Source organism: Streptomyces palmae, assembly GCF_004684805.1.
GTDB classification, from domain to species: Bacteria; Actinomycetota; Actinomycetes; order Streptomycetales; family Streptomycetaceae; genus Streptomyces; species Streptomyces palmae.
On sequence record NZ_SRID01000620.1, the window covers coordinates 1 to 2,002 of the forward strand.

Sequence of the window (2,002 nt, forward strand, 5' to 3'; positions counted from 1 at the left end):
CCCCCGCCCGGCACACCCGGCGCCCCCGGGCCGCCCCGCGCAGGCGGTGACCATCGCACCCGTCACCTCGTTCACGGACCGTGGAAACCCCGCTGGCGACAGCCATCCCCTCGGAGCCGTACGCCCCGGTCGATCCGGAACTGGCCGAGGCCGCCCTCGTGGAGCACTATCCGCGGCTGGTGCGGCTGGCCTATCTGATCCTCCACTCGCATCTGCCGCGCGACCGCCGGGTGGTGATCGCGCACGCGCTCGTGCAGCGGTCGCTCCCCCGGCTCCGGTTCGGCGGCGCGGCGGTGCCGGTGCCCGGGCATCGGGTTCCCGGGCAGTCCGCCCCCGACGCGGCCGATCGCCGGTTCACCGACCCGGGGTACTGCCTATGTGCGGTTGCGGGTGGTGCGGGCCGCCCTGTCGGCCGGGCGGGCGCGCCGGTTCCGGTGGCTGCCGCGGCGCGGGCAGTTGCCGCCGCTGCTGCCGAGGGTGTGGGGGCTGCGGCTGGTGCCGCGTACCGGCGGGGTGGACCAGCTGGTGCTGGACCACGCGCTGGCCAAGGTCTCCGCCCCGGGCCGGGCGGCGTTCGTGCTGCGCGGCCTGGAGCGGCTGGACGACGAGGAGGTGCGCGCGGTGCTGGCCGCCGCCGGGGTGGCGGAGCCGCGTACCGCGCTGGCCGAGGCGAAGCTGCTGCGTCCGCCGGCCGAGGGAGAGGAGGGCGGGTCGCCGCTGGAGTCCCCCGAGTTCGACCCCTGTACGGTGCGGGCGCGGCCGACCGATCTGCTGCGGCGGCGGCAGCGTACCCGGGCCGCCCTGCTGGGTGCGCTGGCGCTGGCGGTCTGCGGTTCGCTGATCGGCCTGCCGCATCCGGGCGGGTCCGGGGACGGGGCGTCCGACGGCGGGGCGGTCTCCGCGGCGGCGGTGGATCCCGCGCGGCTGACCCGGGCCGAGCCCGGGGCCTGGCGGGTGGCCACCCGGGCCGGCTTCGGGAGCTGGCCGGCGCGCGGCACCCGCACCGGTGATCTGCCGCTGCTCGGCCGCGCCCTGCGAACCTGGGCCCGTCCGACCGGCGCGGTGCGGCTGTCGGTCACCCCGGGCACCGCGTCGGGCCCGCCGCCCGGCCCCGCGCAGCTGCTGTACGCCGGGGATGTCGGCAGGACCGCGGTGGTGGTGCTCTACGACGGGCTGCGGCTGGTGCGGTACGCCGAACCGCGCGGCACCGGCGCCGCCGACCGCCACGCGGTGCGTGCGCGGGCCGCGGTCGTGGACCTCGCCCGGGTGGACGCCTCGGACTCCGCCTCGGCCGGCGCGCTGGTGGTCGGCCGCACCGCCCGCCACGTGCGCTATCTGACCGCGCCCTGGGTGCGCACGGTACGGGTACGGAACCTGCTGGCGCCGCGTGACCCGGGGCGCCGGCTCGCGCGGGACGCCTCCGGGGTGACCGCCGCGGTGCCCAGCCCGGCGGGCCGCCCGCCCGCGCCCGGGGGCCGCTGCGGTGCCTGGGAGGCCCTGCAGTTCGACGGGCGGCTGGCGACCGACCTCGGGGAGTTCGTACCCGCCCAGCTGACCTACGGTGCGCCGCCGGCGCCCGGTGAGGCGACGGGGGTCGAGGCGCGGGCGGACTGGGCGCGTTCGGCCTGCCGGCTGGCCGCCCTGGTCGCCCAGGGGGTGCGGAGCGTGAACGGCTGGCGGTTCGCGGTCCAGCCGCTGCCGGACGGCAGCGGGTCGGCGGCCTGGGTGTGCACCCGGGCGGAGACCTGGCGGGGCACCGACGCCCGCGTGCTGACGCAGTTTCAACCTCCCGCGAGCGGGCCCGCGGCGCCGGGCACGGTGACCGCCGCCGCGGAGGGCTCGCCGGACTGCGGGCCCCGGGCGCCCCGGGTGCTGGCCGGGGCGCGCTGGCGGTCCCGGGGCGGCCAGTGGTACGTACTGGCCGCCGGCAGCCCGCAGGTCGTCTCCGTCGCCTCCGCCGGACAGCCACACGGCACCGCCCCCGGACCTGTCTCTTATACAC

Annotated in this window: 1 protein-coding gene; it reads left to right on the forward strand. The window is 79.3% G+C overall.

From position 1 onward, the window contains the following. Positions 1-378: 378 nt before the first annotated feature. Positions 379-2,002, forward strand: a 1,624-nt coding sequence (locus E4099_RS31565) for a hypothetical protein (RefSeq protein ID WP_135342518.1), incomplete at its 3' end; no start/stop codon positions are given.